This window comes from Amycolatopsis jejuensis, assembly GCF_000717335.1.
Taxonomy (GTDB): domain Bacteria; phylum Actinomycetota; class Actinomycetes; order Mycobacteriales; family Pseudonocardiaceae; genus Amycolatopsis; species Amycolatopsis jejuensis.
This window is the reverse complement of sequence record NZ_JNYZ01000023.1, coordinates 109,520-133,340: the sequence shown is the minus strand read 5'-3', so window position 1 is coordinate 133,340 and position 23,821 is coordinate 109,520. Positions and strand designations below refer to the sequence as shown.

The following is a 23,821-nucleotide window of genomic DNA, read 5'->3' as shown; positions in this document are numbered from 1 at the left end:
CACGGGCACCACCTCCACCCGGCAGAGTGCCAGGCGTGGCAAATGAGCGGCCCGAAGGGAGCTATTACCTCGCCAACCTTCTGGGGCGCGGCACTAGCACGACGAAACGGAGCGACAGCAGCACCCACGCCACCATCAGCACCCCGCACGGCACGCTGAGGAACAGCCTCGACGCGTCGACCACGCCGGTCGCGCCCACGATCAACCCCACCGACACCAGGTTGAGGCCCACCGCGACGGCGATCAGCACCCCGCAGATCCGGGCGATCACCGCGCCGTCGACACGACGGCTCAGCCACCGCGCGCACACCAGCGCAACAAGGCCGACGAACGGGACGGCGTAGATCGCTCCGTGTGAGAACTGCGTGACGTACGGGTACCAACCCGGGTTCGGCGTGGTGAGCTTCGCCCACGAGCCGAAGGTGAGGATGCGCGCCAGCTCCCACGACGTCTGCATCGCGGGCACCCCGAGCACCACCTTCCACAGCGTGCGCACGCCGCTGTGCATGCTCAGCTCGGCCTGGTAGTCACCGGCGACCTCGCCGACGTGGCCGAAATCCGCGACCGCCCGGCGTTGCGCGTCCTCGGCGCTCCAGCCGCCCTCCCGGTACGCCTCGGCCGCGTCGTGCAGGCCGTCGCGCGCCTCGGCGAGCAGGTCGGCCTTCGCGGACCGGCTGCCGACCAGCTGCCGGTCGAGCTCGGCCAGGTACCCGTCGATCGCGTTCATGTCTCCAGTACTCCGCCGATCACCGTGGTGAACTCCCGCCACTCCGCCCGCTCGGTGGCGAGCGCCTGCTGCCCGGCGCGGGTGAGCCGGTACGTGCGGCGCTTGCGGCCGGACACCACGTCCCACTCACTGGCCAGGTATCCGGCCCGCTCGAGCCGGCGCAACGCCGGGTACACCGTGCCCGTCGGCAGGTCGAGTGCTCCGTCACTGCGCAGCGCCAGCGCCTCGATGATCGCGTAACCGTGCAGCTTGCGGCCGTCGAGGACCGCGAGCAGCAACGCGTCGAGATGCCCGCGCAACGTGTCCGCCTTCATAGGTGGGCAGTCTACTCATGCGGACCCCGCCGACGCTAATTCCCGGCATCGCGGAAACCACCCGGGGAAAACCCTGAGATCTCCCGGATCTCATGGATTTGGTGCCTACATGTAGCCAGGCTACATATAGACTCCCGCGGCATGGACCCACTCCCCATCGCGCGGCTCCAGTTCGCGACCACGACGTCGTTCCACTTCCTGTTCGTGCTGCTCACGCTGGGTTTGGTGACCGTGGTGGCGATCATCCAGACCCGGGCGACGCTGCGCGACAGCGAGCAGCTGCACCGGATGACCGTTTTCTGGGGACGGCTGTACGTCGTCAACTATGCACTCGGGATCGTCACCGGAATCGTGATGGAATTCCAGTTCGGGATGACCTGGACGGGATTGTCCGCCTTCGCCGGAGACGTTTTCGGGGCGCCGCTCGCCATCGAGACGCTGGTCGCGTTCTTCCTCGAGTCGACGTTCCTCGGACTGTGGATCTTCGGCCGCGGCCGGATGAGCAAATGGCTGCATTTGACCGTGCTGTGGCTGGTCACGCTCACCGCGTATGCGTCGGCGCTGTTCATCATGGTCGCCAACTCGTTCCTGCAGAACCCGGTGGGCAGCCGGGTGGAGAACGGCGTGCTGCGGCTCGACGATTTCGGTGCCCTGTTCACCAACCCAGCACTGGCCGCGTCGCTGCCCCACCTGCTCGGCGGCGCGCTGATGACCGGCGGGTTCTTCGTGGCCGGGGTGAGCGCGTACCACTTCCTGAAGCGCACGACCGAGGTCGGCTTCTTCCGTCGTTCACTCCGGATCGGCGTGGTGACGGCATTGATCGGGAGCATCGTGGTCGTCAATCAGGGCTTTGCGCAGTTCGGGGAAATTGCCGGGTACCAGCCGGGGAAGCTGGAGAACTCCGCGGTCGGGCTGCCACTCGGGATCATGATCATGATCGGCTTCTTCGGCCTCCTCGCTTCACTACTCGGTACCCTGCTGCTGGTCCGTGACCTGCTGATCCGCGCGCGGCCGTTGCTCGTGCTGATGGTGCCGGGAATTGCGTTGCCGTTCATCGCGGCGATCTGTGGTTGGCTGGTAAGGGAAATCGGCAGGCAGCCGTGGCTGGTCTGGGGCAAACTGCGGACCACGGACGCACTCGCCGACGTAAGTGGCGGGCAGATTCTCTTTTCCTTCATTGCTTTCACGCTGTTGTTCGCGGTGCTGGCGATCGCCGACTGGGTCCTGCTGGCCCGGCTCGCGCGGCGTGGCCCGGACACCGCGACTGTCCTGAGTGGAGTGTGACCCGATGATCACGATCTGGTGGGGTGTCCTGGGTTTGCTACTGGGCGGCTACTTCGCATTGGCCGGTTACGACTACGGCGTCGGGATGCTACTGCCCACGCTGGCCCGCGACGAGCTCGGGAGACGCCGGGTACTGGGCGCGATCGGGCCGTTCTTCCTGGCCAACGAGGTGTGGCTGATCGCGGCCGTAGGGGTGTTGTTCGGCGCTTTTCCGCATTTGGAAGGCCGGGTGTTCGCCGGGGCGTACGTGCTGGTGGTGCTTCTGCTGCTCGGTCTGGTCACGTTCACCGCGGCCGTACAGCTGCGAAGCAGGCACCCGGAGGGCGGCCGACGCGGGTGGTCGTTCGGGATCACCGCGGGCGCGCTGGTCACGGCTGTCTCGTGGGGGTTGTTCCTCGGGAATCTCGTGCACGGACTGCCGTTGGACACGCAAGGTCGTCCGGTGGACGACCTGCTGGCACTGTTCAATCCGTACGCGGTGCTCTGGGGAATCGGGTTCGTCGCGTTATTCTGCCTGCAGGGCTTGGTGTTCCTGATGGTGCGAGGTCCGGCGGAAATTGCCGGACGGGTCCGTCGGCTGGCTCGGTCGTTCACCGCACCAGTCGGTGCTTTCCTCGCGGTCGCCACGATCTGGGGTGCCTTCTCCGATGCCTCCTGGGCAGCGTTGGCAGTCGCCGGGATCAGCTTCGCCGCCTACCTGACTGTCCTTTTCGGACTCAACCGGCCGCGGCTTGCCCTACCCGCCGTAATGCTTCTCGCGGCGACTCCAGCATTACTGGTCGGAGTTATCCGGTTCCCAGTCGTTCTTTCGTCCACTGTGGGCTACCAGCTGACCGTCGACCAAGCTGCCACCGACCCACATACCGCGACCTTGCTGGGCTGGTTTGCCGCACCGACCCTCGTGGTGCTGATCGTCGTCCAGTGGCTGACGTGGCGAGCACACCGCGGTCCAGTCGACCGGAAATCGTTGCTGCACTTCTGAAGGAGACCCGCCATGCCTCCCTTACCCGGTCTCCGACAGTATCTCGGATTGCTCACCGTACTGGGCGCGCTCACCGCCGTCACAGTGCTCGTCCAAGCAGACGGGCTGGCCACCCTGCTCACCGGCGACCGCGTTGGAGCGACGCTGTTCATCGCCATCGCCGCACGGATCTTGCTCGCCGTCGCGCACGGATTGGTCACCAGTCGCTTCACGGCTTCAGCGCAAACCGGCTTACGTCGTCGATTGCTCGACGCGACTGGTGATCCTGGCGAGACCGCGACCCGAATCACCAAAGGCGTCGACGCGACCGCAACGTATCTCGCGGGCTACCTCCCGGCGATGGTCCTGTCGGCAATGGTGCCGATTGCCGTACTGGCAAGGCTTTTCACAGCCGACTTGACTTCCGCATTGATCGTGACCGCAACCGTTCCACTGGTCCCGTTGTTCGCCGCCCTCATCGGCGCACACACCCGAGCGCGGACACAATGGACACTCCTGACGCGTCTCGGCGGGCATTTCCTCGACGTCGTCCGCGGATTGCCGACGCTCAAACTGTTCGGCCGAGCCCAAGCGCAAGCACAAGCCGTCCGCGAGATGGCCGACGCCCATGCGGATGCCACGGTGAAGACTTTGCGGGTCGCCTTCCTTTCCGCACTGGTACTGGAACTCATCGCCACCCTGTCGATCGCGCTCGTAGCAGTGCCGATCGGATTCCGGCTCCTGTCCGGCTCGATGACCGCGCACACCGCCATGCTGGTCTTGGTCCTGGCCCCGGAGGCGTACCTACCCCTGCGTGCCGCCGGAGCGAAATTCCACGCTGCCGCCGAGGGCCTCACCGCGCTGCGAGAAATCCTCAACACACCAACGGTAGTCCGTCACACCGGAGTCCAAACGCGACGCCCCGGCCCACCGGAAGTGGTCTTCGACCGCGTATCCGTCCACTATGGAGACACCTGCGCGCTGTCCGAAGTAGACCTGACCATCGGCTCAGGCGAACACATCGCGCTGGTCGGCCCGAGTGGCGCCGGAAAGTCCACCATGCTCGCACTGCTGCTGGGTTTCGTCACCCCCACCTCCGGCCGCGTCCTGATCGACGGCATCGACCTGCGCGACCTCGACCACGCCGCCTGGCTGCGCGACACCGCCTGGCTTCCCCAACGACCGACCGTCTTCCACGGCACCGTAACGGAAAACCCCGGCAAGCTGTCCGCCGGACAACGCCAACGCATCGGCCTGTCCCGCGCTCTGTCCCGCGACGCCGGACTCATCCTGCTGGACGAACCAACCGCACGCCTCGACACCCAAACCGAAGCAACCGTCCTGTCGGGCGCGCGAAAACTCCTGCCCGGCCGCACCGCCCTCCTCGTCGCACATCGACCAGCGCTGGCCGCACTCGCGTCACGAACGATCGAACTCCGCCACGGGAAGGTGACAGCATGAAACGCGCCATCCTCCTCGCCGTCGGCGCCGAACTCGCCGGGCTCGGCCTCACCGGCACCGCCGCGTGGCTCCTGATGCGCGCCGCCGAACAACCGCCGCTCGGTGCGTTGACTGTCGCCATCGTCGCGGTCCGCGTGTTCGCCCTCGCCCGCGGCGGACTCCGTTACGCCGAAAGACTTTCCGGGCACGACGTCGTCCTCCGCTACCTGGCGAAGCTGCGGACCAGGGTGTACGAAGCACTTCTCCCCCGCCGCGTAGCCGAACACTCCGGCGCCGACCTGGTCACCCGGCTGGTGTCCGATGTGGACGCCGTGCAGGACGCCATCCTCCGCCTCGCCTTACCCACAGTGGTAGCAGGCACCGTCAGCCTCGCCGTGCTCATTCCCACCGCCGTGATCAGCATGACCGCAGCCGCCGTAGTCCTCATTGGACTCACCCTCACCACCGTCGCAATAGCAGTAGCCACAAGGGGAACCGCCGACCCGCGCAAGGAACTCGCCGAACGCACGGTAGAACTGATACTAGGCCGGTCCGAACTGATCGCCTACGGCTGGGAACAACGGGAAAAGGACCGCGCCGACGAAATCGTGCGCCAACTGGCCCGAACAGCCCGTCGAACGGCCACCCGCCGTTCCCTGCTCACCGCCGCTGGAGTGACGGTGCAATTCGCGACCACCTCAGGCGTCGCGTTGCTCAGCCCGGCAAGCATCCCGGTCACCGCGGCTCTCACCCTGACCACGATGGCGCTGTTCGAGCTCGTCCTGCCGCTGATCCCCGCGGCGGAACGAGTCCCGGACATCCGTGCCTCCCTGGGCCGGGTCCGCGCCGTCCTCGCCGCTCCGAAACCGACCACACCACCGCCGCCCGGGCCTGGCCGCTTCCGTCTCACCAACGTCAGCGTGCGTTACCCCGGCCAACCTCCAGTACTGGAAAACCTCACCCTCGACCTGCCACCGGGCACGCGCCTCGGCATCCTCGGCCCGTCCGGCGCCGGAAAGACGACCCTCCTGCACGTCCTGCTCGGCTTCACCAAACCGACGTCCGGCGAGGTCACTGTCGATGGCCACCCTGTCCGCGGCCCGCACCCCGAGGTGATCTCCGGCGCCCTCGCCGACGCGCACGTCTTCGCCACCACCGTCCGCGAAAACCTGCTACTGGCCAACCCCCACGCGACCGACGACGAACTCCGCGCCGCCTGCGAAACCGCCGGTTTCGACCTGCCCCTCGACCGCGACACCGGCCAGAACGGCGACACCCTGTCCGGCGGCCAGCGGCAACGCCTCATCCTCGCCCGGGCCGTGCTCGCCGCGCCGCCGGTGCTCGTGCTCGACGAGCCCGTCGAAGGCCTCGACCCCGCCCACGGCGACGAAATCCTGGCCCGCGTACTGGCCGGGGCGAAGGGGACCGTCGTACTCGTCACCCACCGCCCCGAACACCTCGAAGGCTTCAACCGAACCCTCGAAATAGCACCTCCCGCATCGGCGGCCGATCGGCCACCAGCACCTCCGCCACGTCCGGCACCCACTCCCCCGACACCTGCACGAACTGCGTGAACCGCGCCGCCTCCGCACTCGGCACCCCGCATCGCGCCAGCGCGGTGCCGAGGATCTGCCGTGCCATCACGCCCAGCTGCAGCAACGACCGGTTCCGGTGCTTGCGCACCCCGAGGTTGACCTGCGCGAGCCCGTCCAGCCCATAGCGCTCTTCGGCGTCCAGCAGCAGGCCGATCTCCACGCCGTATCCCCCGGCGAACGGCACCGACTCCAGGAACTCGCGCGTACCCGCGTACTCCCCGCCCAGCGGCTGCACGAGCTCCCCCAAGGCCGGGCGCAGCGCGGACAGCACCGGCCGCGCCAGCAGTTCGGTGACCCGGCCGCCGCCGGTGCTCTCCAGCCGCAGCGGCCGCCGGTAGAAGCCCTTGACCAGGTGCACACCGTCCTCGGTGAGCAGCGGCCCGAGCAGCGACGGCACGAACGCCGGGTCGGGGTCGACCAGGTCGGAGTCGAGGAACACCAGCACGTCACCGGTGGTCGCGGCGAGCGAGCGCCACAGCACCTCGCCCTTGCCCGGGCGCGGCGGCAGCTCCGGCACCACGTCCTCGCGCGCCACCACGCGAGCGCCGGCCGCGGCGGCGACCTCGGCCGTCGCATCAGTGGACCCGGAATCGACCACCACCAGCTCGTCGACCACCCCGCCGAGCAGCGGCCGCACCGACGCGACCACACTGCCCACCGTCGCTTCCTCGTCGAGCGCGGGCAGCACCACCGACACCGTCCGGCCCCGCTTGGCGGCCAGGATGTCCGCGTCGCTCCACGTGGGTTCCTGCCAGGTACGACGGTCGAACCAGCTCATCGGCCGATCGTGCCATGCTGGAACCGGTGCCCGATCCTCCGGAGGGAGAACCCTTGCTGACCCTGCTCGTCCGCTTCGTGCTCGGACCGCTGGTCCGCGTGCTCTACCGGCCCAAGGTCGAGGGCGTGGAGAACATCCCGGCGCACGGCGCGGTGCTGCTCGCCGCCAACCACCGGGCGGCGCTCGACACCGGTGTGATCACCTTCACCACCCCGCGGCAGGTGCGGTTCCTCGGCAAGGCCGAATATTTCACCGGCAAGGGCATCAAGGGCTGGTTCATCGCGAAATCGCTCGACGCGCTCGGGTACATCCCGGTGGAGCGCGGCAACGCACAGGCCGGGCTCGCCGCCCTCGAAGCAGGCCGCAAGGTGCTGGACGACGGCGGCGTCTTCGCGATCTACCCCGAGGGCACCCGATCGCTCGACGGCCGCCTGCACCGCGGGCACACCGGCGTCGCCGCGCTCGCGCTGTCCACCGGCGCCAAGGTGGTGCCGGTGGCGTTGTTCGGCACCGAGGGCATCCAGCCGAACGGCGCGAAGATCCCCCGGATCACCAAGATCCGCGTCCGTTTCGGCGCGCCGCTGGACTTCTCGCGGTACGAGGGCCAGGACTCGTCGTCGGCCATCCGCCGGTCGGTGACCGACGAGATCATGTACACGATCCTGGAGCTGTCCGGGCAGGAGTACGTGGACACCTACCACAAGCGACCGGACGAAAAGTCCGCCTGAACAGCTACTGCGCGGCGAACCGGTCGAGGAGCGCGGCCGCGTCGGAGTCCACGGTGAGCAGGGCCCGCGTTTCCGGGCGCAGGAACCCCTCCTGCTGCATGTGATCGGCGAAGGCGACCAGCGGCGTGTAGTACCCGGCGACGTCCAGCAGCCCGATCGGCTTGCGGTGGATGCCGAGCTGGGCCCACGTCCACACCTCGAACAGCTCCTCCAGCGTCCCGGCGCCACCGGGCAGCGCGACGAACGCGTCCGACAGCTCGGCCATCTTCGCCTTGCGCTGGTGCATGTCCGCGACGACGTGCAGTTCGGTGAGCCCGCCGTGCGCGATTTCGACGCTCGACAGCACCTCCGGGATCACGCCGATCACCTCGCCGCCCGCGGCCAGTGCGGCATCGGCCACCACGCCCATGGTGCCCACGCTCGCCCCGCCGTACACGAGCCCGATCCCCCGCTGCGCCAGCAGTTTGCCCATGCCGGCCGCCGCGTCGGTGTACTCCGGGGAGAACCCGCGCGCCGACCCGCAGAACACGCAGATCCGCATCAGTGGCTGTCCTCCCACGCCTGGTAGGAATCCTGGACCACGCGCACCGCGTCGTCGATGTCGTCGGTGAGGTACAGCAGGTCGAGGTCCTTCTGGCCGATCTTGCCGCCGCCGAGCACCGACTTCTGGATCCAGTCGTAGAGCCCGCCCCAGTACTCGGTGCCGAAGAGCACCACCGGGAACTTCGTGACCTTCTTGGTCTGGACCAGCGTGAGGGCCTCGAAAAGCTCGTCCAGCGTGCCGAACCCGCCGGGAAGGCAGATGAACGCTTGCGAGTACTTGATGAACATCGTCTTGCGGGCGAAGAAGTACCGGAAGTTGACGCCGAGGTCGACCCACGGGTTCAGGCCCTGCTCGAACGGCAGCTCGATGCCGAGCCCGACGGAGAACCCGCCTGCTTCGGCCGCGCCGCGGTTCACCGCCTCCATCGCACCCGGACCGCCACCGGTCATCACCGCGAATCCGGCCGCGGCGAGCGCGCCGCCGATCTTCCGGCCGAGCTCGTACTCGGGGTTGTCGCGCTTGGTGCGCGCCGACCCGAACACTGTCACCGCACGCGGCACCTCGGCGAGCGCACCGAAGCCCTCCACGAACTCGGCCTGGATCCGCAGCACCCGCCACGGGTCGGTGTGCACCCAGTCACTCGGCCCGCGCGAATCGAGCAGCCGCTGGTCGGTGGTGCTGCCCTGGTCGCGCCGGTCGCGCCGGAGCACCACCGGGCCTTTGTGCCGCTCCACCGGGCGCTCGGGGTATTGGCCGTCGGGAAATTCAGACTGTTCACTCACCAGCCAAGACTACGGGCCCCGGGAGGACGCCGGGCGCCCGCGTCGGCACCGGAGCGTGACCGGCCGGTGACCGCGGCCTGAACGTCTCGAGCGGACCAGCGGTCCGCCTACCAACGGCCGGTTCCGCGGCAACTACCGACGAAAGTCTCCCGGCCCGTCCCGATCCGGCGTTTTCCCTGGTCTGTCAACGCATTCGCGGATTCGCCGCGAACGCCCGATCGGTCCTGCTGGTCCGTTCAGCGCATTGACCACCCCGGGTGGGCATCTTTTTAATCCCGGTGTCCGCGGCCTGATCAGCCCAGCTCAACGCGTTGCGCTTCCCCCTTCGGTATCCGAAAGGACAGTCGATGACGTCCAGACGAGGGCTCACCACCGGCGTGGCAACCATCGCCGGTTTCGCCCTTTCCCTGCTCGCGCTGCCGGTGACCCCGGCATCCGCGGCTGCCGCCCCACCGCCTGCCGACCCGCAAGCAGCCGCCACCGCGGCCGCCGACCGGGCCGCCGGGCTCCGCACCGGCCCCGACGAGACCTTCCACCGCGTCAAGACCACCCCGGGCGCGGCCGGTCTCTACTACAACTCCTACGAACGCACCTACCGCGGCCTGCGGGTCGTCGGCGGCGACGCGGTGGTCGTCGCCGACGGCGCCGGGCAGGTCCGCCGCACGGAAACCGCCGACACCGCCCCGATCGGCGTCGGTACTGCGGCCACTGTGGACAGTGCACGGGCCGGGTCGATCGCCCGTGGTCAGCTGCCGTCGGTCGATCGGGTCAGCAAGCCGGACCTGGTCGTGCTCGCTGGGGCGCAGCCGAAGCTGGCGTACGAGGTGGTGGTCACCGGCCATACCGCGAAGGCACCGAGCAACCTGCACGTGTTCGTGGACGCTGCCACCGGCGCGGTGCTCGACCAGCGCGACGACGTGAAGGCCGAGAATCCCGAGCGGACGCGGCAAGGTTCTGCGAACGCTCGGCTCGCCGGGTCCGGGAACAGCTACTACGTGGGGCGCGTGAGCATCGACACGACCGGTTCCGGTGGGTCGTACTCGATGCGTGACCCTGGTCGTCCGGGCATCAGCTGCGGACGGGAGAACGGCGCGGTGTTCAGCGGCAGCGATGACTCGTGGGGCAACGGTTCGGGTACCGACCTCGAAACCGGCTGCGTCGACACGCTTTTCAGTGTGCAGACCGAGTGGAACATGCTGCGGGACTGGGTGGGCCGCAATGGGATCGACGGCAATGGCCGCGGGTTTCCCGCCTCGGTCGGGCTGAACGACGTGAACGCCTATTGGGATGGGTCGTCCACGCATTTCGGTCACTCGCAGGACAACCAGCGGCAGGCCACGTCGATGGATGTCGTGGGGCACGAGTTCGGGCACGGGATTTTCCAGAACACGCCGGGTGGTGCTGGGTCCGGGAATGAGAACGGCGGGCTCAACGAGTCCACCGGGGATATTTTCGGTGCGTTGACCGAGGCGTATGCGAACAACCCGGTCGACACTCCGGATTACACGGTCGGCGAGGGCGTCAACCTGGTCGGCCAGGGTCCGATCCGCTACATGTACAACCCGGGGCAGATCGGTGATCCGAACTGCTACTCGTCGTCCATTCCGAACACCGAGGTGCATGCAGCGGCCGGTCCGCAGAACCATTGGTTCTACCTGCTGGCCGAGGGTTCTTCGCCGAGTGACGGGCAGCCGACCAGCCCGACCTGCAATGGCAGCAGCGTCACCGGACTCGGCATTCAGAAGGCCGGGAAGATCTTTTACAACGGGCTGCTGCACAAGACGTCGTCGTGGAACCACAAGGCGGCCCGAAAGGCCACGCTGCAGGCTGCAGTCGATCTGTTTCCGGGCAGCTGCACGGAATTCAACACCACGAAGGCAGCGTGGGATGCGGTTTCCGTCGGCGCAGTCAGCGGTGAGCCGACTTGCAACGCGCAGCCTCCGGGTAACGACTTCTCGGTGAGTTTGTCGCCTGCCAATTCGACTGTCCAACCCGGAGAGTCGGCGACCACCACGGTGACCACCAAAATCACCAATGGTAATGCGCAGGAGGTCAAGCTCACGGCGAGTGGCCTGCCTTCGGGAAGCACTGCGACGTTCAGCCCGGCGACGGTGCAGTCAGGCGGGACGGCAACGCTGACCATCGCCACGACGGCCAGCACGCCGAAGGGGACGAGCCAGGTGACCGTGAAGGCGGACGGTGCGGATGTCGATCACACCGCGCAGTTCGCGTTGACGGTTGGCTCCAACCCGCCGACCGGTTGTAGCGGAATCGCCGAATGGGATGCGAATGCCGTGTACAGCCCGGGCGACGTCGTGGCGCACAACGGGCACAAGTGGACGTCCGGCTGGTACTCCGTCGGCGCGGAGCCGGGTGCGCCCGGTTCGTGGGCTGTGTGGACTGACAGTGGGGCTTGCTGAGGTCTAGTTGTCCGGACCAGCCGGGCCATCCGGTCCGGCTGGTTCTATTTGTCTAGACCATACGATCGGAGGTAGGCAGCGGCGGCCGGGCCCGCCTACCGTTTGCGGCGACACCGTTTTCGGGACGGGGGCCATGATGAGGATGCGCTGGGCCATGCTGGCCGCACTGCTCGCCCTGCCGCTCGCGGGGGCGGTCCCCGCTGCTGCGGCACCGCAGGCCGACACGTGCGCGGTGAAGTCCAGACCGTCCGGACCCGTCCTGCAGGGGTATTGGGAGAACTGGGACGGCGCAGCGAACGGCGTGCATCCGGGGATGGGGTGGGTGCCGATCACCGATTCGCGGATTGCCGCGCACGGGTACAACGTGCTCAACGCCGCGTTTCCGGTGATCCGGTCCGACGGCACGGTGCTGTGGGAAGACGGGATGGACAATGGCGTGAAAGTCGCCACTCCGGCGGAGATGTGCGCGGCAAAGGACGCCGGGGCAACGATTTTGATGTCGATCGGCGGTGCGGCAGCCGGGATCGACCTGTCGTCCAGCGCGGTTGCCGACAAGTTCGTGAGCACGATTGTGCCGATTCTCAAGAAGTACAATTTCGACGGGATCGACATCGACATCGAGACCGGCCTTGCGGGGAGCGGGGATATCAACACGTTGTCGGCGTCGCAGGCCAATCTGGAACGGATCATCGACGGGGTGCTCGGGCAGATGCCCGCGGGATTCGGGCTCACCATGGCACCGGAGACTGCTTACGTGACCGGAGGAACCGTCACGTATGGCTCGATCTGGGGCGCGTATCTGCCGATCATCAAGAAGTATGCCGACAATGGGCAGTTGTGGTGGCTGAACATGCAGTACTACAACGGGTCCATGTATGGGTGTTCTGGTGACAGTTACGAAGCCGGAACCGTGCAGGGGTTCACCGTGCAGACGAAGTGCTTGGATCAGGGCGTGACGGTGCAGGGCACCACGATTCGGGTGCCGCTGGACAAGCAGGTTCCCGGTCTTCCGGCTCAACCCGGCGCCGGTGGTGGGTACATGAGCCCGGAGCTGGTTTCGCAGGCCTACCTTTCCGGTCTCAAGGGCTTGATGACCTGGTCGCTCAACTGGGACGGGTCCAAGAACTGGACCTTCGGCGACAATGTGAAGTCGCTGCAAGGCCGTTGACTGCTCGGGGCCGGGGTGCCGCGGATACGCCGCCCCGGTCTCAGCTTCAGCTCAAAAAGCGGCGCAATACATCAGTCACTTCACGGATTTCGCCCATCCGCACATGCTCCTGCTGGGTATGGGCCAACGTCGGGTCGCCTGGGCCGAAGTTCACCGCAGGCATTCCCAATGCAGCAAACCGCGCGACATCCGTCCAGCCCAGTTTCGCTGCTGCCCGGCCACCGGCCGCCGCCACCAGTTCCGCCGCAGCGGGCGCGGAAAGGCCCGGCAATGCCCCGGGTGACAAGTCCACAAGGGACACCTCAAACCCGTCGAATACCTCGCGTACATGAGCTTCGGCCTGTTCGGCGCTCCGATCCGGCGCAAACCGGTGGTTCACCGTCAATACCGCGGCGTCCGGCACCACGTTACCGGCCACCCCACCGGAAATACCGGTGGCCTGCAAGCCTTCCCGATAAGTGAGCCCATCGATATCCACTACCCGCGGAGAATACTCCGCCAACCGCTGCAACGGTTCCGCCAGGAAATGGATCGCATTCTCGCCCATCCAAGCGCGCGCAGTATGTGCCCGCGCCCCACTCGTGCGTACGTCCACCCGCAAAGTGCCCTGGCACCCGGCCTCGATCACGCCGTTCGACGGTTCTCCGACAATTGCCAGATCCCCCGCCAGCCATTCCGGCAACTCGCGCTCGATGCGGCCAAGGCCATTACGCACCGCCTCGACCTCTTCGTTGTCATAAAACACAAAGGTGACATCGTGCCTGGGCTCCGGCAGCGTCGCGGCCAGGTGCAGGAAGACCGCGTCCCCGCCCTTCATATCGACCGAGCCCAGCCCGTGCAGGACCTCGTCGTCGCCAGAGCCAGAGCGCGTAGAGGGCAGATTCCCGTTTTCCGGCACCGTGTCGAGGTGTCCGGCGAGCACGATCCGCGACGCGCGGCCGAGATTCGTGCGCGCGAGCACGGCGTCGCCGTTACGTACTACCTCCAGGTGCGGGGCCTGTCCGGCGAGCGCTGCCTGTACCGCGTCCGCGAGCTTCACCTCCTCCCCGGAGACGCTGAACACGTCCACGAGCGCGGCGGTGAGCTCGGCAGGATCGGCATGCAGGTCAAGGGTGGTCATACCGGCACCGTACCCAGCCGGGCAGGGGGCTACCGTGAGGGACGTGCGCATGCGAAGCTCTCTGGTCGCTCTCGGGATCCTTGCCCTGCTCCTCACCGGCTGCAGCCGCGAAGCCGGGCCCACCCCCAAGAGCCCGGGGCAACCCGGTGTGGACGCGCTGCCGATCAAGCTCGACGCGCTGACCCAGGACGCCTGCTATTCGAGCCCGCAGACGCAGCTGCCGAAGGGCTGCCAGAAGTACGTCATCGAGGTCCGCAACACGGCCGGTGCGGTGCACCAGCGGGCCGCCGCGGGCAAAAAGGTCGACCAATCACTCGACGGCGATGCCACCGCGCTCGACCAGGGCGTGAACGCGTTCCTGCAAGCCGGTTGCGCCACCGTCGAGGCCCCCGGCGGGGACTGCACGCAGGCGCTCGTCACCATCTCGGCCGGAGTCACCGAGGCCCGGCAGAAGGTGAACCAGCAGGCCACCACGGGTTGAGGCGGCTCGCTCGGCTACCGTGACCGACGTGAGCGAGCAAACCCCTGACCCCGAAACGACCGGCGCCGTCGGCGTCGGGCTGGCCACCGTCACGTCCGACGGGACGGTGCTGGACACCTGGTACCCGCACCCGAAGCTGGTCGCGGCCGGCACGAGCGGCACCGAGCGGCTGACCGCGGAGCAGACCACCGAACTGCTCGGCGACGCCGCGGCGGCGCTGCTGGGTCCGGACACCGACCGGGGCGTCGAGGTCGTCGCCGTGCGGGTCACGATCGGCAGCCTGGCCACCGCGCCCGCCGACGCGCACGACGTGTACCTGCGCCTGCACCTGCTGTCACACCGGCTGGTCCGGCCGCACGGGCAGAGCCTCGACGGCATCTTCGGCCTGCTGGCCAACGTCGTGTGGACGAGCCACGGCCCGTGCCCGGTCGAGGCCTTCGAGCAGACCCGGCTGCGGTTGCGTTCGCGCGGCGCGGTGGCGGTGTACGGCGTGGACAAGTTCCCCCGCATGGTCGATTACGTGCTGCCCAGCGGCGTCCGCATTGCCGACGCCGACCGCGTCCGGCTCGGCGCGCACCTCGCGTCGGGGACCACCGTGATGCACGAAGGGTTCGTGAACTTCAACGCGGGCACGCTCGGCGCGTCGATGGTCGAAGGCCGGATCTCGGCCGGGGTCGTCGTGGGCGACGGCAGTGACGTCGGCGGCGGCGCGTCGATCATGGGCACGCTGTCCGGCGGCGGCACCGAGGTGATCTCGGTCGGCGAACGCTGCCTGATCGGCGCGAACGGCGGCGTCGGGATCTCGCTCGGGGACGACTCGGTGGTCGAGGCCGGGCTGTACGTCACCGCGGGCACCAAGGTCGAGGTGGACGGCAAGACGGTCAAGGCGCGCGAGATCTCCGGCGTCTCTGGCGCGGTGTTCCGGCGGAATTCGGCGACCGGCGCGGTGGAGGTCGTCCCGCGTGGCGGGGTCGGCATCACGCTCAACGAAGCCTTGCACGCCAACTGAAATCCTCCGGAGCGGGGGTGTTCCCAACTGCTGGGAACACCCCCGCTTTCTGTTTCGGCAGGTCCGCGCCTCCCGGAGTTCACCTACCATTAACCGGATGACCGCCCAAGCAACCCGCCGCACTCCGGAACCGACGACGCCGGCCGCACTCGGCCTCGCCGACGAACCGGCGAAGGCAGGACCGCGGGCGCCGGCGGCCGCACACGTCCGCGCGAAGCTCGACCACGAGCTGCGGGAGCTGCTCGCCCGTGAGCCAGGCACCCGCTCCGGCACCGATCCCGAAGACCTGCACCAGATGCGGGTAGCCCAGCGCCGGATGCGCAGTGTGCTGAAGGCGTCCGGCGAGCTCGTCGGCGCGACGGCCGAACCGGTGCGCGTCGACCTCGGGTGGCTCGGCCAGGTACTCGGCGACGTGCGCGACTACGACGTGCTGATCGGGCACCTGCGCGAGGTCATCGCCACTTTCGAGGTCCGCGACCAGCCCGCCGGACGACGGCTCGTGTCCCGCTTCGTCGCGGAACGCACCACGGCCCGCCGCCGGCTCAACCGGGCCCTGTCCAGCGCTCGGTACGCGACGCTGTTGCAGGGCATCGCGCAGCTGTCGCGCACCGCGGAGCACGAGATCGACGAGACCCCTGCCGGCGAACCCGGGTTGGCCGCCGACGTGCGCAAGCCATTCCGGAAGCTGTCGCGCGCAGTGGCCGCGCTGCCGTCCGACCCGCCGGACGACGACCTGCATGCGCTGCGCATTCACGGCAAGAAACTGCGCTACACAGCCGAACTCGCGCGGTCGGCGGCGAAGAAGAAGCAGGCCGCGAAGCTCACTGAGCTGATCAAAGCGACCCGGAAATTCCAGACCGTTCTCGGCGACCACCAGGATGCCGTGCTGGCCGCGGAAAAGGTGCGCGATGCGCTGTCCGGCGCGGATCCGGAGATGGGGTTCGTGGCCGGACGGATCGTGGAGCACGAGATCGAGAAGCGGGCACAGGCCCGCGCGACGTGGCTCGAGGTGTGGCATCGCATCGAGAAAGCCGCCCGCGCGGTCTCACGAGACTGACCACACGTAGCCATCCGGCCGTACCAGCACGCGTTTGGCCTGGTAGGCGGCGTATGCGTGGCCACCAACGTCGAACAGGCCGTCGCCGCTCGCGCTCGGCAGAATGCGGTACGCCGGGTGCTCGGTACCCAGTGGCCCGTCGCCGAACACCAGCTCCGTCGCGTGCGGCCCGCGGAACAGCTCGAACAGCCGCACCTCCTTGCCGTTCTCGTCGGCGAGTGGCGCGTCCGGGGCCCGGTCACCGGGTCGCAGCACGCCGATTCCGTTGGGGGACAACGGACCGCCGCGATAGTTCGTGTCGAGCTGCTGCGTCTCCGGACCGCGTTCGTGCGCGTCCTCGGCGCCCTCGGTGTACTTCTCCAACAACGCCGTGCTGACCCCCAGCACCCTGGCCGCGACCGCGCGTCGCTCCGGTTCGTAGCTGTCCAGCAGCTCCGGGGACCCGTCGGCGAGCTTCCAGCCAAGGTTGTACGCATCCTGGACGCCGGTGTTGAGCCCCTGGCCGCCGGTCGGCGGGTGGACGTGCGCCGCGTCACCCGCAAGGAACACGCGACCGCGGCGGAAGGCTTCGGCGAGCCGGATGTTCGGCCGCCAGACCGTGGACCAGGCGAGATCGTGCAGCCGGATACCACCGCCAGACACCCGGTCCAGATGCGCCTGCAGCGCGGGCAGCGACGGTTCGACCTCGGCGTCCCCCAGCGGGGAGCCGAACTGGAAATGCGGCGTCCCGGCGAGCGGGGTGAACGCCACCCCGGACATCGGCTCGTCCTTGGCCGCGAACCAGTATCCGGTCGAATGGTCGAGGCCCTCGGCCTGCACGTCGCCGAGCAGCATGCGGATCGACTCGTCAGTGGTCCCCTCGAACGCGATCCCCAGCGCCTTGCGCACGAAGCTCTTCCCGCCGTCGGCCCCCACGAGGTACGCGACCCGCACCGTCTCGCCGGTGGACAGCTCGGCGGTGACCCCGTCGTCGTCCTGCGTGAACCCGGTGAGCCCGGTGTTCAGCTCGACGCGGACACCCAGCTCGGCCAGCCGGTCGCGCAGGATGCCCTCGGTCTGCGACTGGCCGAGGAACCAGGCGTTCGGATACGGCACGGCGGGCGTCGGCTCGACGTGCTCGGCCATCCGCCGCTCCATGGTGAACTCGCCGTCGAGGTACACCCGCATCGGGAACGGCGGCGCACCCGCGGCCAGCACCGCGTCGAGTACCCCCAGGTCCTCGAAGACCTCCATCGTGCGCGGCTGGAGCCCGTCGCCGCGCGAGCCCGCGAAGTACCGGTCAGCCTTGTCCACCACCCGCACGCCGACGCCGCGGCGCGCCAGCTCGATCCCCAGCGTGAGCCCGGTCGGTCCGGCTCCCGCCACCAGCACCGTCGTGGCCATCTCTCCTCCAATGAATTAGAATTCAGTGAATCTGAATTCAGAATGCTCGCTGCTAGCGTTCCGTGTCAAGGGAGGTGCCGGATGACGGCGACGAGCCGCAGGGACAAAGCCGCCGAGACGGAGTCGGCGCTGAAGGAGGCGGCCAAGCGCGTGTTCGCCCGCAAGGGGTACCTGAACACGAAGATCACCGACATCACGAAGGAGGCGGACCGCGCCGCGGGGTCGTTCTACAACCACTTCGCGAGCAAGGAGGAACTGCTCGTGGCGCTGCTGGCCGACCTGGCCGAAGCCGGTGACCGGCAAGCCGCGGGCGAGGATCACCTGTCCGACTTCAGCGATCCGGCGGCCGTCCGCTGGCACGTGCGCCAGTACTGGGACTTCTACCGCACCAACGCGGCCACCATGCTCGCGCTGCGCCAGGCAGCGATGGTGAACGACGACTTCGCGGCCAGTTACGCGAGCTTCGGCGCCGCACAGGCGTCCGACATCGAGAGCCACCTCGCCCACGTCACCGCGGCCGGTCTGCCGCTACCGGCAAGCCCCCGGCTCACCATCGCGATGATGTACCAGCTGATCGACAACTTCGCACAGATGTGGCTCCTGCAACCGCATCCGGCAGGCTGGACCCCGCCGACCGACGACGAGGCCGTGGAAGCCCTGACCCGGTTCGTGTACCGGGGCTTCACCGGCCGCGACTACTGACCCAGCCGCTCGACTGCCGCGGAGATGCGCTCGTCGGTGGCGGTGAGCGCGACCCGCACGTGGTCGCGTCCGGCCGGGCCGTAGAACGTGCCCGGCGCGACCAGGATCCCGCGCTCGGACAGCCATTCCACCGTCGCCTGCGCGGATTCGCCGCGGGTGGCCCACAGGTACAGCCCGGCTTCCGAATGCGTGATCTCGAACCCGTTGTCCAGCAACGCTTTCCGCAGTACCTCGCGGCGGGACCGGTACCGTTCGCGTTGCGCGGCAAGGGCGTCGTCGTCGTTGAGCGCGGCCACCATCGCCTGCTGCACCGGCCGCGGGACGATCATCCCGGCATGCTTGCGCACCTCCAGCAACTTCGCCACGAGCGCCGGGTCGCCGGTCACGAAACCCGCACGGTAGCTGGCCAGGTTCGCCGACTTCGACAGCGAGTGCACCGCAAGCAGGCCGTCTGTCCGTCCACCGTGGACGGACGGATGCAGCACGGACAGCGGTTCCGCGTCCCAGGCCAGCGACAGGTAGCACTCGTCGGACACCACGACGGTACCCCGATCGCGCGCCCACTCGACCACCTTGCGCAGGTGGTCGGCACCGAGCACGCGGCCGGTCGGGTTCGACGGCGAGTTGAGCCAGATCATCGCCGGACGGCGCGGCCCGAGCTGCGTGAGCCCGTCCGCGCGCACGACTTCTGCACCCGCGAGCAGCGCGCCCACCTCGTACGTCGGGTACGCCAGCTCCGGGATCACCACCAGGTCGCCCGGCCCGAACCCGAGCAGCCGCGGCAGCCAGGCCACGGCTTCCTTCGAGCCGATGGTGGGCAGCACAGCGTCCGGCTCGAGGCCGGTGATGCCGTACCGCCGCTGCAGCGCCTCGACGGCCGTCTCGCGCAGCTCAGGCGTGCCGTGCGTCGCCGGGTAGCCCGGAATCTCCGACACCGACGCGAGCGCGGCCCGGATCGACTCCGGCACCGGATCGACCGGCGTGCCGACGGACAGGTCGACGATGCCCCCGGGATGCTCCTGCGCACGGGCCTTGACGGCGGCGAGGGAGTCCCAGGGGAAGTCGGGCAGCCGGGTCATTCGCCCTGCGGGGGAAGTGCCTTGATGAAGGACGGGTCGTGCGCCGTCTTGCCGACCTTCGACGCGCCGCCGGGCGAGCCGAGCTCGTCGAAGAAGTCGACGTTGGCCTTGGTGTAGTCGGACCAGTTGTCCGGCACGTCGTCCTCGTAGTAGATGGCCTCGACCGGGCAGACCGGTTCACAGGCGCCGCAGTCGACGCACTCGTCCGGGTGGATGTACAACATCCGCTCGCCCTCGTAGATGCAGTCCACGGGGCACTCGTCGATACACGCCTTGTCGAGCACGTCGACGCAGGGCTCGGCGATCACGTAGGTCACTGCGTACTCCTGCTTTTCTCCTGCCGGTCCGGTCGGTGCGGACATTACGCGCGTCCCGCGCCCCCGGTGATGGTTAGGCGACCCTTAGGTATTGCCTGCTCACCGCTCCCGGCGACGGGGTTTAGGGGTGTTGCGGGCGTCCCCGGTGATGGTGAAACCGGGGGCGGCGGGCTTGCCGTCCTCGCGTTTTTCCCCGAGCGTCCGCTTGAAGCCGTCGGCGATCTCGTCGACCACGTCGTCGTTGTGCCGGTCGTCCTTGCGCGCGTAGCTCATGGGTTCTCCTGCGGAACGGGACAGCTCTCTCCGTCACAATCTAACCGTGAACCCGCGGGAAAAGCTCGAAGTCGTGTGCGCGAAAGCGTGGTCCCCGGTGGTCGAGGAGCCATTGGGGGAATGGGTCCTGCGCTGGGCGGACGGCTTCACCGGGCGCGCGAACAGCGCACGTGCGGTGGGCGACCCCGGCATTCCGGTCCCGTCGGCACTGGACGCGGTGTGTGAGTTCGCCCACGCCCACGGCATTCCGGCGGCCGTCCAGGTGCTCGAAGGCAGCGAACTGGAGCGCGAGGTCGCGACGGCCGGGTGGCGGGAACAGGTCGAGCACGCCGCTGGGTACCGGGTTTCGGTGCTCACCGGGCCGCTGCCGTCCGGGCCGTTCCCGGACGCTGACGTCCTCGACGAGCCGACGCCCGAATGGTGGGAACTCACCGAAGGAACCGCCGCGCCGAGTTCCGCCCAGCGGCACGTCGTGACCGCTGGGAAGGTCGGCTACGGCGTCGTGGCGGCCGACCGGGTCACCGCTGGGGCGGTGCGCGGCGCGATCGTGGACGGCTGGCTGCATGTCGCGCGGCTGGCGGTCGCACCGTCGTTCCGTCGACGCGGGCTGGCGACCACGGTGCTGCACGCGCTTGCCGCGTGGGGGCGTGCGCACGGCGCCGACCAGTGGGTACTGCAGGTCGCGGTCGGTAATGCCGGTGCGCTCGCGCTGTATGGCGCGCTGGGCTGTTCGGAGCACCACAGGTACCGGTATTGGGGTCCGGGACCGGGTACGTGCGAGGATCGCCAGTCGTGAAGATCGTCGTACTTGTCGGCGGGGTGGGCGGCGCCCGGTTCCTGCTCGGGGTCAAGACCGCACTCGGACTGCCCGTGATCGGCGCCGGGGAGTCGCCGCACGAGGTGACGGCGCTGGTCAACACCGGCGACGACGTGTGGATGCACGGCCTGCGCATCTGCCCCGACCTCGACACGTGCATGTACACCCTCGGCGGCGGCATCGACCCCGAACGCGGCTGGGGCCACGCGGGCGAGACGTGGGTGGTCAAGGAGGAACTGGCCGCTTACGGCGCGGAGCCGACCTGGTTCGGCCTCGGCGACAAGGACATCGCGACGCACCTGATCCGGTCGCGGATGCTGCGTGCGGGTTATCCGCTGTCGGCGGTCACCGAGGCGTTGTGCGACCGCTGGCAGCCCGGCGTGCGGCTGCTGCCGATGTCGGACGACCGGGTCGAGACGCACGTCGTGATCGACGACCCGGACCAGCCCGACCAGCACAAGGCGATCCATTTCCAGGAGTGGTGGGTGCGCTACCGCGCGGCGGTGCCCGCGCATTCGATCGTGTCGGTGGGCAACGACGAGGCCAAGCCCGGGCCGGGCGTGCTGGACGCGCTGGCGTCGGCGGACGTCGTGCTGTTCGCGCCGTCGAACCCGGTGGTCTCGGTCGGGACGACGCTCGGGGTACCCGGAGTGCGGGACGCATTGCGGAAATCCCGCGCGAAGGTGGTCGGGATTTCGCCGATCATCGGCGGGAAAGCGTTACGGGGTATGGCGGACGCGTGCCTCACCGCGATCGGGGTGGAGACGTCGGCGGAGGCGGTGGGCCGCCATTACGGCGCCCGTTCCGACGGTGGCGTGCTCGACGGCTGGCTGGTCGCGCCGGAAGACCACGAGGTCACGGTGCCGGGCGTGGACGTGCGCGCGGTGCCGCTGCTGATGTCCGATGTGGACGCGACCGCGGAGATGGTCCGCGCGGCGCTCGACGTGGCTGGAGTTTCCAGTGTTTGATCCGACACAGGCTGATCACGCTTCCCAGAAGATCGAGATCCTGCCGGTCGAGGGGTTGCCGGAGTTCCGTCCCGGCGACGACCTCACCGGAGCGATCGTGTCCGCCGCGCCGTGGCTGCGCTCGGGCGACGTCGTGGTGGTGACGAGCAAAGTCGTGTCGAAGATCGAGGGTCGGCTGGTGCGCGTGCCGACCGATCCCGAGGCCCGCGACGCCGCTCGTCGCGAGCTGATCGAGCAGGAGGCGGTACGGGTGGTCGCCCGGATCGCACGCACGTTGATCACCGAGAACCAGCTGGGGATTGTGCAGGCGGCTTCGGGAATCGACGCGTCGAATGTACGCGGGGACGAAGTGGCCTTGCTTCCTGCGGACCCGGATGCGTCGGCGTTGGCTCTGCGTAACGGTTTGCGGGAACGGCTGGGGGTCGAGGTCGCCGTTGTCGTCACGGACACGATGGGCCGGGCTTGGCGCGTCGGGCAGACGGACGCGGCGATCGGCTCGTCCGGGTTGCAGGTGCTGCACGGGTACGCGGGGCAGGTCGATTCGCAGGGTAACGAGCTGGCGGTCACCGAGATCGCGGTCGCGGATGAGGTTGCTGCCGCGGCGGATCTGGTGAAGGGCAAGCTCGGCGGGCTGCCGGTGGCTGTCGTTCGTGGACTGTCCATTAGGGACAATGGGTCTTCTGCACGGGATCTGGTCCGCCCAGTCGACGAAGACCTCTTTCGCTTGGGTACCAACGAGTCCATTGTGCAAGGCCGCCAGGAAGCCGTACCACACCGGCGTTCCGTGCGGCAGTTCAGCGACTCGCCGGTGGACCCGTCCGCCATGCGACGCGCGGTCGCAGCGGCGTTGACCGCGCCTGCGCCGCACCACACCCATCCGGTGCGATTCCTTTGGCTGCGCGATGAAGGTCTACGACGCAAGCTTCTCGACGCCATGCGCGACGCCTGGGAAGCCGACCTTGCCAGCGACGGTTTCACCGCTGCTCAGATCGCGAAACGCTTGTCCCGCGGCGATATTCTCTACCGCGCACCGCAATTGGTGATCCCCTTCCTGGTACCTGAGGGCGCACACACGTATCGCGACGAACGGCGCAATCGGCACGAGCACACGATGTTCACCGTTGCCGCAGGCGCTGCGGTACAAGGTCTTTTGGTTGCCCTGGCGGCCGAAGACCTCGGCTCATGCTGGATCGGGTCGACGATTTTCGCGGCCGACCTCGTCCGGTCCATTTTGGACCTCGACGAGCAGTGGCACCCCCTCGGCGCCGTCGCGATCGGACATCCGGCCTCGCCGCCCCCGCCGCGCGGCCCCCTCTCCCCCGGCGATGGGCTGGTCGAACGGTGACCCTGCATTCCGCTGCTGTCACGGCGTTGTCCGAGTGGACGCCTGCACTGCCGTCACAAGAGGCGCTGCGGCAAGCGTTTCTCGGTTTTCTGGCGTCCCGTTCGGACACTTGCCAGCGTTCGTGCGAGGCCGGGCACCTGACGGCGTCCGCGGTGGTCCTGGACTCGACCGGCACGCAGGTTCTGCTGACGCTGCACCCGCGGGTCGGCCGGTGGTTGCAGCTGGGCGGCCATTGCGAACCGGCCGACGCGTCCTTGGCGGAAGCGGCCCTGCGCGAGGCGACTGAGGAATCAGGCATGCGCGACCTGGTGATCGGACCTTCGCCGGTACACCTGGACGTCCATCCGATCACCTGCTCGCTGGGCGTCCCGACGCGGCATTTCGACGTGCGCTACGTCGTCCACGCGCCGCCCGGAGCACAGCCGGTACGCAGCCACGAGTCCGACGACCTGCGCTGGTGGCCGGTGGACGCACTGCCCGCGGGTTCGGCGGATCTGGCCGAGCTGATGCAGGTCGCCGTCCGTTAACC

Annotated in this window: 25 protein-coding genes; 15 read left to right on the top strand and 10 right to left on the bottom strand. The window is 68.5% G+C overall.

Annotated elements, in window-relative coordinates:
- Positions 1-64 precede the first annotated feature (64 nt).
- Both OO71_RS30060 and OO71_RS30055 read right to left on the bottom strand, forming a co-directional pair.
- On the bottom strand, positions 65-727 hold the full coding sequence (locus OO71_RS30060) for a permease prefix domain 1-containing protein (protein WP_033293301.1): 663 nt from the start codon (positions 725-727) through the stop codon (positions 65-67).
- Positions 724-1,041, bottom strand: a complete 318-nt coding sequence (locus OO71_RS30055; protein WP_033293300.1) for a helix-turn-helix transcriptional regulator — start codon at positions 1,039-1,041, stop codon at positions 724-726. Before OO71_RS30055 ends, OO71_RS30060 begins: the two co-directional genes overlap by 4 nt.
- A 141-nt stretch (positions 1,042-1,182) precedes the next feature.
- Between OO71_RS30055 and OO71_RS30050 the strand changes: the two genes are divergently transcribed.
- The 4 genes from OO71_RS30050 to cydC are packed head-to-tail and all read left to right on the top strand — an operon-like array spanning position 1,183 to position 6,300.
- Entirely contained in the window at positions 1,183-2,325 is a 1,143-nt protein-coding gene (locus OO71_RS30050) for a cytochrome ubiquinol oxidase subunit I (RefSeq protein WP_033293299.1), read from the top strand.
- 4 nt (positions 2,326-2,329) lie between these two features.
- A complete protein-coding gene (cydB, locus tag OO71_RS30045) occupies positions 2,330-3,307 on the top strand; it encodes a cytochrome d ubiquinol oxidase subunit II (RefSeq protein WP_033293298.1) in 978 nt (325 codons plus the stop codon).
- A gap of 12 nt (positions 3,308-3,319) precedes the next feature.
- Positions 3,320-4,747 (top strand): ABC transporter ATP-binding protein/permease, encoded by a 1,428-nt coding sequence (locus OO71_RS30040; RefSeq protein ID WP_156096614.1) that lies wholly within the window; start codon positions 3,320-3,322, stop codon positions 4,745-4,747.
- Positions 4,744-6,300, top strand: coding sequence for a thiol reductant ABC exporter subunit CydC (gene cydC, locus OO71_RS30035; protein WP_051792456.1), 1,557 nt, complete (start codon positions 4,744-4,746; stop codon positions 6,298-6,300). Before OO71_RS30040 ends, cydC begins: the two co-directional genes overlap by 4 nt.
- On the opposite strand, the gene OO71_RS30030 is transcribed toward cydC, so the two are convergent.
- Positions 6,194-7,099: a glucosyl-3-phosphoglycerate synthase gene (locus tag OO71_RS30030; protein ID WP_051792455.1), complete on the bottom strand. Its 906-nt coding sequence runs from the start codon at positions 7,097-7,099 to the stop codon at positions 6,194-6,196. The genes cydC and OO71_RS30030 overlap by 107 nt on opposite strands.
- Before the next feature lie 53 nt (positions 7,100-7,152).
- Between OO71_RS30030 and OO71_RS30025 the strand changes: the two genes are divergently transcribed.
- On the top strand, positions 7,153-7,827 hold the full coding sequence (locus OO71_RS30025) for a lysophospholipid acyltransferase family protein (protein ID WP_033293327.1): 675 nt from the start codon (positions 7,153-7,155) through the stop codon (positions 7,825-7,827).
- Between the two features lie 4 nt (positions 7,828-7,831).
- On the opposite strand, the gene OO71_RS30020 is transcribed toward OO71_RS30025, so the two are convergent.
- Together OO71_RS30020 and OO71_RS30015 are read right to left on the bottom strand one after the other, a co-directional pair.
- Positions 7,832-8,368 carry an LOG family protein gene (locus OO71_RS30020; protein WP_211260640.1) on the bottom strand — a complete coding sequence of 179 codons (537 nt, stop codon included), beginning with the start codon at positions 8,366-8,368 and terminating at the stop codon, positions 7,832-7,834.
- A complete protein-coding gene (locus OO71_RS30015) occupies positions 8,368-9,153 on the bottom strand; it encodes an LOG family protein (protein ID WP_033293297.1) in 786 nt (261 codons plus the stop codon). Before OO71_RS30015 ends, OO71_RS30020 begins: the two co-directional genes overlap by 1 nt.
- Before the next feature lie 347 nt (positions 9,154-9,500).
- On the opposite strand from OO71_RS30015, the gene OO71_RS30010 reads away from it, so the two are divergent.
- Together OO71_RS30010 and OO71_RS30005 are read left to right on the top strand one after the other, a co-directional pair.
- Positions 9,501-11,573, top strand: coding sequence for a M4 family metallopeptidase (locus tag OO71_RS30010; protein ID WP_033293296.1), 2,073 nt, complete (start codon positions 9,501-9,503; stop codon positions 11,571-11,573).
- Between the two features lie 136 nt (positions 11,574-11,709).
- Complete coding sequence (locus tag OO71_RS30005; protein WP_211260642.1) at positions 11,710-12,741, top strand: chitinase; 1,032 nt, start codon at positions 11,710-11,712, stop codon at positions 12,739-12,741.
- 46 nt (positions 12,742-12,787) lie between these two features.
- On the opposite strand, the gene dapE is transcribed toward OO71_RS30005, so the two are convergent.
- Complete coding sequence (dapE, locus tag OO71_RS30000) at positions 12,788-13,861, bottom strand: succinyl-diaminopimelate desuccinylase (RefSeq protein WP_033293294.1); 1,074 nt, start codon at positions 13,859-13,861, stop codon at positions 12,788-12,790.
- Positions 13,862-13,910: 49 nt separating this feature from the next.
- Between dapE and OO71_RS29995 the strand changes: the two genes are divergently transcribed.
- The 3 genes from OO71_RS29995 (at position 13,911) to OO71_RS29985 (ending at position 16,408) form a co-directional block, all read left to right on the top strand.
- A complete protein-coding gene (locus tag OO71_RS29995; protein ID WP_033293293.1) occupies positions 13,911-14,342 on the top strand; it encodes a hypothetical protein in 432 nt (143 codons plus the stop codon).
- Positions 14,343-14,370: 28 nt separating this feature from the next.
- On the top strand, positions 14,371-15,351 hold the full coding sequence (gene dapD / locus OO71_RS29990) for a 2,3,4,5-tetrahydropyridine-2,6-dicarboxylate N-succinyltransferase (RefSeq protein WP_033293325.1): 981 nt from the start codon (positions 14,371-14,373) through the stop codon (positions 15,349-15,351).
- Between the two features lie 97 nt (positions 15,352-15,448).
- Positions 15,449-16,408 (top strand): CHAD domain-containing protein, encoded by a 960-nt coding sequence (locus tag OO71_RS29985; protein WP_033293292.1) that lies wholly within the window; start codon positions 15,449-15,451, stop codon positions 16,406-16,408.
- Here OO71_RS29985 and OO71_RS29980 read toward each other — a convergent pair.
- On the bottom strand, positions 16,397-17,791 hold the full coding sequence (locus OO71_RS29980) for an FAD-dependent monooxygenase (protein WP_033293291.1): 1,395 nt from the start codon (positions 17,789-17,791) through the stop codon (positions 16,397-16,399). The genes OO71_RS29985 and OO71_RS29980 overlap by 12 nt on opposite strands.
- Positions 17,792-17,872: 81 nt before the next feature.
- Here OO71_RS29980 and OO71_RS29975 point away from each other — a divergent pair, with 81 nt between their 5' ends.
- Complete coding sequence (locus OO71_RS29975; RefSeq protein WP_033293290.1) at positions 17,873-18,493, top strand: TetR/AcrR family transcriptional regulator; 621 nt, start codon at positions 17,873-17,875, stop codon at positions 18,491-18,493.
- Here OO71_RS29975 and dapC read toward each other — a convergent pair.
- The 3 genes from dapC to OO71_RS51330 all read right to left on the bottom strand — a co-directional run bounded on the left by dapC (position 18,487) and on the right by OO71_RS51330 (position 20,162).
- Positions 18,487-19,572: a succinyldiaminopimelate transaminase gene (gene dapC / locus OO71_RS29970; RefSeq protein WP_033293289.1), complete on the bottom strand. Its 1,086-nt coding sequence runs from the start codon at positions 19,570-19,572 to the stop codon at positions 18,487-18,489. The genes OO71_RS29975 and dapC overlap by 7 nt on opposite strands.
- Positions 19,569-19,889 (bottom strand): ferredoxin, encoded by a 321-nt coding sequence (fdxA, locus tag OO71_RS29965; protein WP_033293324.1) that lies wholly within the window; start codon positions 19,887-19,889, stop codon positions 19,569-19,571. The genes dapC and fdxA overlap by 4 nt, the downstream gene beginning before the upstream one ends.
- A gap of 99 nt (positions 19,890-19,988) precedes the next feature.
- Entirely contained in the window at positions 19,989-20,162 is a 174-nt protein-coding gene (locus tag OO71_RS51330) for a hypothetical protein (protein ID WP_169776582.1), read from the bottom strand.
- Between the two features lie 46 nt (positions 20,163-20,208).
- Here OO71_RS51330 and OO71_RS29960 point away from each other — a divergent pair, with 46 nt between their 5' ends.
- The 4 genes from OO71_RS29960 to OO71_RS29945 are packed head-to-tail and all read left to right on the top strand — an operon-like array spanning position 20,209 to position 23,819.
- The gene (locus tag OO71_RS29960; RefSeq protein WP_033293288.1) at positions 20,209-20,958 is read left to right on the top strand and encodes a GNAT family N-acetyltransferase; all 750 of its coding nucleotides are present in this window, start codon (positions 20,209-20,211) and stop codon (positions 20,956-20,958) included.
- The gene (gene cofD, locus OO71_RS29955) at positions 20,955-21,947 is read left to right on the top strand and encodes a 2-phospho-L-lactate transferase (RefSeq protein WP_033293287.1); all 993 of its coding nucleotides are present in this window, start codon (positions 20,955-20,957) and stop codon (positions 21,945-21,947) included. Before OO71_RS29960 ends, cofD begins: the two co-directional genes overlap by 4 nt.
- The gene (locus OO71_RS29950) at positions 21,883-23,292 is read left to right on the top strand and encodes a coenzyme F420-0:L-glutamate ligase (RefSeq protein WP_084145388.1); all 1,410 of its coding nucleotides are present in this window, start codon (positions 21,883-21,885) and stop codon (positions 23,290-23,292) included. Before cofD ends, OO71_RS29950 begins: the two co-directional genes overlap by 65 nt.
- Entirely contained in the window at positions 23,289-23,819 is a 531-nt protein-coding gene (locus tag OO71_RS29945) for an NUDIX hydrolase (protein WP_033293285.1), read from the top strand. The genes OO71_RS29950 and OO71_RS29945 overlap by 4 nt, the downstream gene beginning before the upstream one ends.
- Positions 23,820-23,821: the final 2 nt, after the last annotated feature.

What these genes read in the sequence shown, in the direction of transcription:
- OO71_RS30050 (WP_033293299.1), top strand. Translation starts at nt 1,183, where the DNA reads ATGGACCCACTCCCCATCGCGCGGCTCCAGTTCGCGACCACGACGTCG.
- OO71_RS30060 (WP_033293301.1), bottom strand. Translation starts at nt 727, where the DNA reads ATGAACGCGATCGACGGGTACCTGGCCGAGCTCGACCGGCAGCTGGTC.
- OO71_RS30030 (WP_051792455.1), bottom strand. Translation starts at nt 7,099, where the DNA reads ATGAGCTGGTTCGACCGTCGTACCTGGCAGGAACCCACGTGGAGCGAC.
- OO71_RS30055 (WP_033293300.1), bottom strand. Translation starts at nt 1,041, where the DNA reads ATGAAGGCGGACACGTTGCGCGGGCATCTCGACGCGTTGCTGCTCGCG.
- dapE (WP_033293294.1), bottom strand. Translation starts at nt 13,861, where the DNA reads ATGACCACCCTTGACCTGCATGCCGATCCTGCCGAGCTCACCGCCGCG.
- OO71_RS29980 (WP_033293291.1), bottom strand. Translation starts at nt 17,791, where the DNA reads ATGGCCACGACGGTGCTGGTGGCGGGAGCCGGACCGACCGGGCTCACG.
- OO71_RS29950 (WP_084145388.1), top strand. Translation starts at nt 21,883, where the DNA reads ATGTGGACGCGACCGCGGAGATGGTCCGCGCGGCGCTCGACGTGGCTG.
- cydC (WP_051792456.1), top strand. Translation starts at nt 4,744, where the DNA reads ATGAAACGCGCCATCCTCCTCGCCGTCGGCGCCGAACTCGCCGGGCTC.
- OO71_RS29985 (WP_033293292.1), top strand. Translation starts at nt 15,449, where the DNA reads ATGACCGCCCAAGCAACCCGCCGCACTCCGGAACCGACGACGCCGGCC.
- OO71_RS30005 (WP_211260642.1), top strand. Translation starts at nt 11,710, where the DNA reads ATGAGGATGCGCTGGGCCATGCTGGCCGCACTGCTCGCCCTGCCGCTC.
- OO71_RS30020 (WP_211260640.1), bottom strand. Translation starts at nt 8,368, where the DNA reads ATGCGGATCTGCGTGTTCTGCGGGTCGGCGCGCGGGTTCTCCCCGGAG.
- OO71_RS29995 (WP_033293293.1), top strand. Translation starts at nt 13,911, where the DNA reads ATGCGAAGCTCTCTGGTCGCTCTCGGGATCCTTGCCCTGCTCCTCACC.
- cydB (WP_033293298.1), top strand. Translation starts at nt 2,330, where the DNA reads ATGATCACGATCTGGTGGGGTGTCCTGGGTTTGCTACTGGGCGGCTAC.
- dapC (WP_033293289.1), bottom strand. Translation starts at nt 19,572, where the DNA reads ATGACCCGGCTGCCCGACTTCCCCTGGGACTCCCTCGCCGCCGTCAAG.
- OO71_RS29975 (WP_033293290.1), top strand. Translation starts at nt 17,873, where the DNA reads ATGACGGCGACGAGCCGCAGGGACAAAGCCGCCGAGACGGAGTCGGCG.
- OO71_RS51330 (WP_169776582.1), bottom strand. Translation starts at nt 20,162, where the DNA reads ATGAGCTACGCGCGCAAGGACGACCGGCACAACGACGACGTGGTCGAC.
- OO71_RS30010 (WP_033293296.1), top strand. Translation starts at nt 9,501, where the DNA reads ATGACGTCCAGACGAGGGCTCACCACCGGCGTGGCAACCATCGCCGGT.
- OO71_RS30040 (WP_156096614.1), top strand. Translation starts at nt 3,320, where the DNA reads ATGCCTCCCTTACCCGGTCTCCGACAGTATCTCGGATTGCTCACCGTA.